We start from the raw sequence: 7,644 nt of genomic DNA, 5'->3' as shown, positions 1-7,644 counted from the left end.
ACCGCAGCCCCATCGCCTACGAGAACGCCTTCCGAACGACATCAACTACGCTGACGCAAGCCGCATAACCCGTGTCCAGGAACCGGGGTCAAGGCCCGGACTCGTCGTCATTGGCGGCGTGGTAGGCGGCGGTCGATCGCCTTGGTCAGGAGCCTGGCGTGGTCTTCGAGCAGTGGCTTGAGGGCGCCGTAGTAGGGCTGGTAGTCCGTTGTGCGGAGCCACCAGAGTGCACCTGCCCCGATCCCGGCCTCGGAGGCAAGTGCGCCAGCGAACCATGGTGCGCCAAGGTCGAAGGAGCCGCAGCCGCGAGTCCCGTACTCGACTGACACTCGGCTGAGTAGAGCGGTCCCACGGCCGCCCTGCGGTGACACACGCCCGTTCGGCCCTCGATGAGCGTATAGCCGGGCCCCGCTACACGCCTTGGACGCGCCTGGTCGTCATCTCTGTCGACCCCGAGGCCGGGGAACCGCAGCGGCGGACCGCGGCTGTCGCCGGTGCTCGATGACACCGACCGGCTGCGCCTCGTGTACTGGGCGACCGGTTGAAGACCGTGGTGGTCACCGCCTCTATCAAGGTGTAGGCAGTCGCGTTTCCCTTGATAGGCGCCGCCGACCTGTTAAACAGGGCTCATGAACGGGGTCAAGCACCGCCGCGCCCATGCCGCGCTTCAGCACACGGTTAACGCTCTTGAGGGGGCATCTTGGAGTGAGTCCATCGGTGAGCGAGGGTTCCGCCTGAGTGTTGGCCTCGAAAGCGAGGTGCTCAGCGTCTCCCCTCGCTCCTCTGTCCCTGGCCCGTCCGCACTCCAGGTCTCCTGTCGGTACTCAGAGGACCAGCGCCTCCATCGCGTCAGAAACCACATGGCTTGCCTTCGCAGCGATCTGCTTTCGATCGGCCTCGACTTTGCGGACCCGTTCCCAGAAGCCTTGCGGAAGATCGTGAACGGCGAGCCGGTCCCTATTGCTGAGTACGAGCCGTCCCGTGTGCCTTCGCGCGCGTCGTGAGATCGCCGGAGCTAGGTAGGGCGCTTGCTCTTGTTCTGGAAAACCAGAACATACCGGTTTAGCTGGTGCTACCGCCCCTCGCCGCGAGCCGCTCAGCCCGGGTCGTCCGAGCAAGGCCGACCGAGCTGGTGACGAACCGTTGTGCCCAGGCTGGGGCCTTATCGCCGGTGCCGAACCGGGGGAACACGATTGGCGCTGCACCCCGGGGAGGGTGCAGCGCCAATCGCCGTACGAGGGGGACCGGCCGGATCAGCCGACGGCGTGCAGCGAACCGCGCCTCTTGGCGGCCGCGGCCTTCTTGGCCGCGGCGGCGGCCGCCCGTTTCTTGCGCTGCTCGGCCAGCTGGTCCTGGTAGGCGGCGACGGCCCGGTGGTAGTCCGCCACGTAAGTCCTGCTGTCCAGCCGGTCCGCCTTGGGCATCGCCTTGACAGCGGCCACGGCGTCCTCGGGGGAGTCGTAGCCGGCCAGCATCGCGTTGATCTGGTAGACGCCGTTACGGACCTTCTTGACGAGCTTGGCCAGCTCCAGCTCCCGCAGCGCGGCGTTCACACTGGGGCGGCTGAGCCCGAGCAGCTCACCGAGGGTGGCCTGGTCCATCGCGATACGGCCGCCGGCCTCGCTGCGCGCCCGCAGCTTCAGCAGCGCCCGGTAGGCGGCGGGCGGCAGGTCCAGGTCGGCAAGAAGGCCATCGGCGTTGGTCGCCGACCACTTCAAGGTACTCACTGGACTGGTCCCTCCTCCTGGCGCTGCGCACGAGCCCATCGGCGTGCGGCGCGTTCCTCGGCCCGCTTCTTGCGCAGTTCCTCGATCGCCTCGCGCATGTGCTCCAGCGACGGGAACCGCACCAGATCCGGCAGGCTCTCGTCCCCGCGGATCTTCGCGATCGTCTTGTCCTGGTCGACCTGTACGTACTCGGCGTCGACCAGCTCCGTGCCCGGGATGAACTCGGCCACGCGGTACGAGTAGGGCGGGTTGAACTGGTAGACGCCGCGGCGCACCTTGAAGACGATGCCATGGCCCATGATCTCCTGGAGCGCTTCGTTGGTTCGCGCGCGGGGCACGTCCAGGACCGTAGCCATCTCCTCCTGCGTCAGCCGGATCTGCCCACCGGCTTTCTGGCAGGCGATCAGCAGCAGGATGAGCCGCAGAGGCAGGGCCTCGCGGAAATACTGCGCGATCAGGAAGAAGAACTCCAGCGAGTCCATGGAGAACGCCTTCGGGCGCTCCGGGTGCTCGTAGAACTCCATCGCCTTGCGCTCGCTGCTGAGCGTGAGCTTGCGGCGTGGGTAGCGGCGAGCCACCGCGTCCAGGTCCTCCACCGGCTCCACCGGCAGGGACCACGCCCGCAGTTCGTCCCCGAGGAGCTTCTGACGACGCGACGCGTGCTTCGGCACAGAACGATCGCGCTGCGGCTCAGGTGTCACAAGGCTGCTCTCCCTTCACTGATCATGAAGGCGCAGTATGTCAGTCACACCGACAGATACGTCGGCGTGGCTGACGTTCCGGCGTGTTGTGTCCCCTCAGGCGGGACAGATCTCTCCCTGAAGAGTGCGGCGATCCGTCCTGCGGGAGACTCGCCAAAACGTCGGCAGGGCTGACGTTTGACCGCTCAAAACGTCAGCCCTGCCGACATCCCACCTGCGATGTGACTACTCAGGAGGTACACAACGCAGACGATCTGTTCCTCCTGAGGTGACAGATCCAAGCGCCCGCAACTCTCTGACCAGCACTTTCTTGAGCCGCCCTAGTATTAAGTGGCTGAGGTCCAGACGCTGGGCCCCATCACCTGGTGATCGCTGTCCAGGTCGTTGCCTCCTGGACGCACACGCGTAGAGCGAGGCATACCGCATAGGCGTCCGGGCGGTGTGCGCTGCCGAAGCGCGAGGGCCCGGGCTGCGTCACAGGGGCTGGTTGAGAAGCAGCCTTCGGTTCTGCTGGTGCACGCCGGCCGGTGCGTCTCCTGTCCGCGCTCACCCGTCCGGCGGTGGCCGGGGAACGAGAACCATTCCTCCGGACCGTGGTGCGCTGGAGCAGAGCCCCGACGGTCCCAGGGCCTACACGCACGCCAGTGCGATGCCGCAGGTCAGAACCTCCGGGCTCGACCCCGGTGCGTGTAGCCCCTGGGCTGGCGACCCTGGCCCAAGACAGAGGACCCTGGGGTCCGCCCGCGCGCCCCAGGCTCCTCGTCGGACTGCGGTTTACCAGTCGTCAGGCGCGCTGCCCACCCACGCGATCGGGCGCCCCTCGCTGGTGTGACCCCAGTGCGGTTCCTCCATCGTGGTCTCGTGCCCATCGGGCAGCACACAGATCCGCCCCCAGCGGCCGTGCTTGCCCCCGCAGATGCCGACGAGCCCGTCCGCCTCACCCACTGCCACGGCCTGGTCGTAGCGGTCCTGGAAAGCCTGGAGACGGGCGCACAGCTCCATGCCCATGTCCGTCTCCGCCGCCTCCATCCGCTCCCGCGCCTCCCGCACCCCAGGGTCAGACAGCACCGCCGAGATGATGCCCTCCGCCTCCGCGAAGGCCCTGGTGCGGGCGCGCCGCCGCACGGCCGCCTGCACCCGCTGCTCCCCGGCCTCCTGGTCGCCATACTCGTCGGTGCTGTGCTGCGCGGTGCTCATGTGGTGTCTCCCTCGTATCTGGGTCTTCCCCGGCCAGCCGGGTGGTTGGGCCCGGCACAAGCCTTCGTGCCGTGGAGCGTGCGTTCAGCACGGAGGAAGGAGCCATTCACCGGATACGGGGCTCTTGACCCGGTACGGATCGGCGAGCAGATCCAGCACGGCCTGCTCGGCCCGCCACCGGGCTGCCGCTCTGCTTGGCCCCCGGCCCGCCTTGTAGAACACAGGGGCGCCGTCCGCCGTCTGCCAGCCGAGCGACCACCGCCACACACCGAGCTGGACAGCCTGGGAGAACAGCGGCCGCCCCTCGAAGTCCTCCTCGTCGACCGACGCCCACACCAGCACTCCCGGCCCCGGCACGCGAACACGCACACCGGCACACAGGTGCCCCGTACCGGCCGCCTGCCACAGCAACTCCGCGGGCCGCGCCTCCGCGGCCACCAGCTCCGCCGCATACCCGACCAGTTCGGCGATCTCCCACACCAGCGCCAGGACCAGCGCTCCGCGCTGCAAGGGCGGCCAGTCGCCCGGCGCCTCCCACACCAGCACATCGACCGCATCCCCGATCCGGTCGTCGTTCAGCAGCATTTCCTCTTCGAACTCCGCCATCGACCCCACCCTGAACTCAGCGCCGCCGCGCGCCGCTTCCTCCACGAGTTCCAGAGCCACACCGACGATGTGCTGCTCCACGGACATCGCGATGGCCACCTCGCGCAACGCCTCCGGGGCCAGTTGCTCCAGCAGGTGCTGGATGTGATCCAGCACGGCGAGGCTTGCTTCACCCAGGTCAGGCAGTGTCAGGTACTCCGAAGGGAGATGACCCCAGACGTGGCTGGCCGAGAACAGATTCTCGAACTCCCGGACGTCGTCCACCCCCCGCTCCTCGGCGAAACCCAAGGCACTCTCCACCACGGCCAGAGCGGCCGGACTGGGCAGCGCTCCCAAGCGGCCGGTGTGCTGGCACAACGCCGCCGCCCGGCCAACTGACGGGCCCAGCACCAGGCTCACCCGAGCGAACCGCCCCCTCCCCGCGCTCGCGTTGCTCACGACGCCCTCCCGCTGACGGCCTCCGCTGCCCACTCCAACCCGAGACCGGCGAGCGCGGTGAGCTTGTCGTCGGTCAGCTTCGCGCGCCTGGTCTTGGTGTTGCTCAGGAACACACCGAGCTTGACCTCCGTCCCGTCCGGCAACGCCTCTACGTGGCCCCTGGGGACCTTCACAGAGCCCGTGCGGGCCTTGTACTGCTCCAGGGCCGCGACACCCCGCTCAAAGGCGCTCACAGGCGCCGTGGACAGCTCCGGGGCCACGGCCCCCGGCCTCGGGACCGGAACGGCGGGCGGGGTGACGCCGACGACTTCCAGGCGCTCGCGCTGCCCGTCGGCCAAGCCCGCCCACACCTCCGGTTTCCTCTGCCGAGCCAGCCACTTCCCAATGTCCATCCCGTGCACGGTGAAGCCGGGCAGAACCTCCGCCGCGCCTTCCTCGTCACGCACCAGCTCCCGCAACGCGGCATAGTGCCGCTGCCACTCCGTGGGCCACGACGGGTTCCAGTCCTCGTCCACGGCCAGGAGCGCGGCCTCCCACTCCGGGTGCCCCTCCAGCGCGCCGGGGCGCCGAAGGTTGGCAAGCCACTGCCCGATCGGCTTGTCCAGCGCGGCCGCCGACCGGGGAGCACACAACGTCCAGTGCTCCTGGTAGTACACCCGAGCCGCCGCCAGGTTCTCCTGGAACCGCGCATCCGCCGCCGACCACGCCATACCCAGCTGTTCCAGCCGCGCCGCCCGGCGCCCGTTCATCTGCCCCGCGCTGTACGCACGGCGCTGCTCCGAAACCCAGCTCCCCAGCGGGAACGCGCCCTCTTTGTGCTCGAACGGCACCAGGGCGTGGCCCTCACGCTCGGTGTACTCCTTGAGCTTCGCCCAGCCCCGCGCCCAGTCCTGCCGCTCCGTGTCGATCACGTTGAAGGACACCCAGTTCGCGACCATCACCGGATCACGCGGAGCCGCAAAACGGAGCAGCAGCCGGGTTTCCTCCTCATCATCCTCGGGTGCGGAACCGATGTACTCGGAGGGCTGAGCGACGTCCTTCTGAGGCTCCTGCGGGATCGCCAGCAATTCCACGGCCTCTTCATCATGAGCCCGCAAACCTTCAAGGACCTTCACCAAAGGCCGGTACGAGCCGGAGGTGAACATATCCTCCGGGCTTTCATCGGGCTGGAGAAATACCGGCACGATCAAAGAGGCGAGCTTCCCCTCCCCGGGCTTCTGACGCAGCGCGCGGCCGATCGCCTGCACGATGTCGTGCGGGGCGCCCTTGGGGTCCAAGAGCGCCACGGAGTCCACGGCCCGGATGTCGACACCCTCGCCCAGGACGCGGCAGTTGGAGAGCACCGCACGCCGGGCGGTGGAGCCGAACTTCCCCAGCACCTCCCGCCGACGCTCGGGGACGTGATCGCCAGACAGCCAGTCCGCCCAGATCTCAGAGGGGTACTTCTCGGGCTGGTCGGCGTGCAGCCGCTTGGCCACCCGCTGAAGGCCCTCCGCATACGCCTGTGCCTCTATGGTCCGGTGATGAAAAGTGATGCAGGTCTGGAGGTTGTGCTGCTCCATCGTATGCAGCAGCGCCGCCTGGAGCGCACCGAGGCGCTGCCCGCGGACCTCCTCGGTATGCCGCTCCTCGCCCATCAGCCGCTCGGGCGTCACCACCGGATCCTGGAGCTCCAGCACGATGATCTGATACCGCGCCAGCAACTTCCGCGACACCGCCGACGCCAACGACAGCTTGTAGAGGACCGGCCCGAAAACCTTCTCGTCATCCATCGAGGCCGCCATCTCACGCGGCAGCGGGTCACGCACCCCCTCGGCGACCTCGCGGACCAGCCGCTCCTGCCAGATCCGCGGCGTCGCCGTCAGATACAGCCGACGAAACGCCGGGATCTTCGACTGGTCATGGATGTCCGCCCACGCCTTACCCATCGACCCACTGGTCCGGTGCGCCTCATCGACCACCGCCAGGTCTACGGGGTCGAGCTTCTGCCCGTAGGCACCCTCGAACGCCTCCACCAGCACGCCCAGCGACGCGTAGGTGGCGTAGATGGTCACCGGCCCCGCAGAGTGCCACAGCGCCAGCTGCACGGGGTTCGTGGTGCTCCGCACCCCCAGGTGCCACAGCTCCGCATCATCCAGCGGCGAGCACACCATGACCGCCGGCCCCTTGGGCCCGACACCGTTCCACGCCTTCACGGTCTGCGCCAGGAGATCCAGGGTCGGCACCACCACGAGAACGCGGCCCTTGGGCACAATTCGCTTTGCGGAGGCCGCCGCGATGATGGTCTTTCCCGTCCCGCACGCGGCGTGCACCTGCCCGCGCAGACCATTCCAGGGAATGCCGCCCGGCGGGATATCGAGGCCGCGCACGATGGCGGCTACGGCCTCAATCTGGTGTTCACGCAGTTTCACGGCCATTCCCGTGTTCTCCTTTTCGCTGAATGCGACGCGCAATAGGAATGAGAGTCCGGCGCGATGACTGGCGGGCCGGGATGGTGGTGTCTGGTCCCAGACTCTACACAGTCCAGAATCGTGATGCATCATCCACGCGACAGCTTCACCCTGTAGGCTGAAACTTGGCTGAACCCCGCCCCACACGCACGGTTCATAGGGTATGCTGGCGGGGTATTCGTGGACGTGCGGCCGGGTTCGAGGATGGGGGAGTGGTCAGGGTGGAGCGCAGCGGAACCCGTCACTGCGGCGGGGCCGACACCCGATCGGGCCGACGGCCCGTCACTCTCGTTGCGGAGGTAGTAGTCAGGAACCCCAAGCCCTACACAAGGCCGCACGTGATGCACCCTCCCCTCATAGCCAGCCTAGGCACCCGCGCTTGCGCGGGTGCCCACAATTCGCGCTTGCGCGAATTGATTCGCCTTTAGGATTCCGTTTACGGAATCCTATTCCGGCGCTTGCGCCGGAATTAGAATTGCGCTTGCGCAATTCGCGCTCTATGCCTCGGCTTGCCGAGGCATGACC

The 7,644-nt window shown here is 67.8% G+C and carries 5 protein-coding genes; all 5 read right to left on the bottom strand.

The features are described 5' to 3' along the window. Nucleotides 1-1,253 precede the first annotated feature (1,253 nt). A complete protein-coding gene (locus IF99_RS0129450) occupies nt 1,254-1,727 on the bottom strand; it encodes a helix-turn-helix domain-containing protein (protein WP_031001361.1) in 474 nt (157 codons plus the stop codon). Then, nucleotides 1,724-2,398 (bottom strand): hypothetical protein, encoded by a 675-nt coding sequence (locus tag IF99_RS33770; protein WP_031001359.1) that lies wholly within the window; start codon nt 2,396-2,398, stop codon nt 1,724-1,726. The genes IF99_RS0129450 and IF99_RS33770 overlap by 4 nt, the downstream gene beginning before the upstream one ends. Before the next feature lie 804 nt (nt 2,399-3,202). Beyond that, on the bottom strand, nt 3,203-3,625 hold the full coding sequence (locus tag IF99_RS0129440; protein ID WP_078655343.1) for a hypothetical protein: 423 nt from the start codon (nt 3,623-3,625) through the stop codon (nt 3,203-3,205). An 84-nt stretch (nt 3,626-3,709) separates the two neighbouring features. Continuing rightward, nucleotides 3,710-4,669, bottom strand: a complete 960-nt coding sequence (locus IF99_RS0129435; protein ID WP_158716676.1) for a hypothetical protein — start codon at nt 4,667-4,669, stop codon at nt 3,710-3,712. Then, the gene (locus IF99_RS0129430) at nt 4,666-7,086 is read right to left on the bottom strand and encodes a DEAD/DEAH box helicase (protein ID WP_031001353.1); all 2,421 of its coding nucleotides are present in this window, start codon (nt 7,084-7,086) and stop codon (nt 4,666-4,668) included. The genes IF99_RS0129435 and IF99_RS0129430 overlap by 4 nt, the downstream gene beginning before the upstream one ends. Nucleotides 7,087-7,644 lie beyond the last annotated feature (558 nt).

Origin of the sequence: Streptomyces sp. NRRL F-5630, from assembly GCF_000719475.1 — a bacterium.
In the GTDB taxonomy this organism is placed as follows: Bacteria; Actinomycetota; Actinomycetes; order Streptomycetales; family Streptomycetaceae; genus Streptomyces.
The sequence above is the reverse complement of the archived record's forward strand: the minus strand, read 5'-3'. Positions and strand labels throughout refer to the sequence as shown.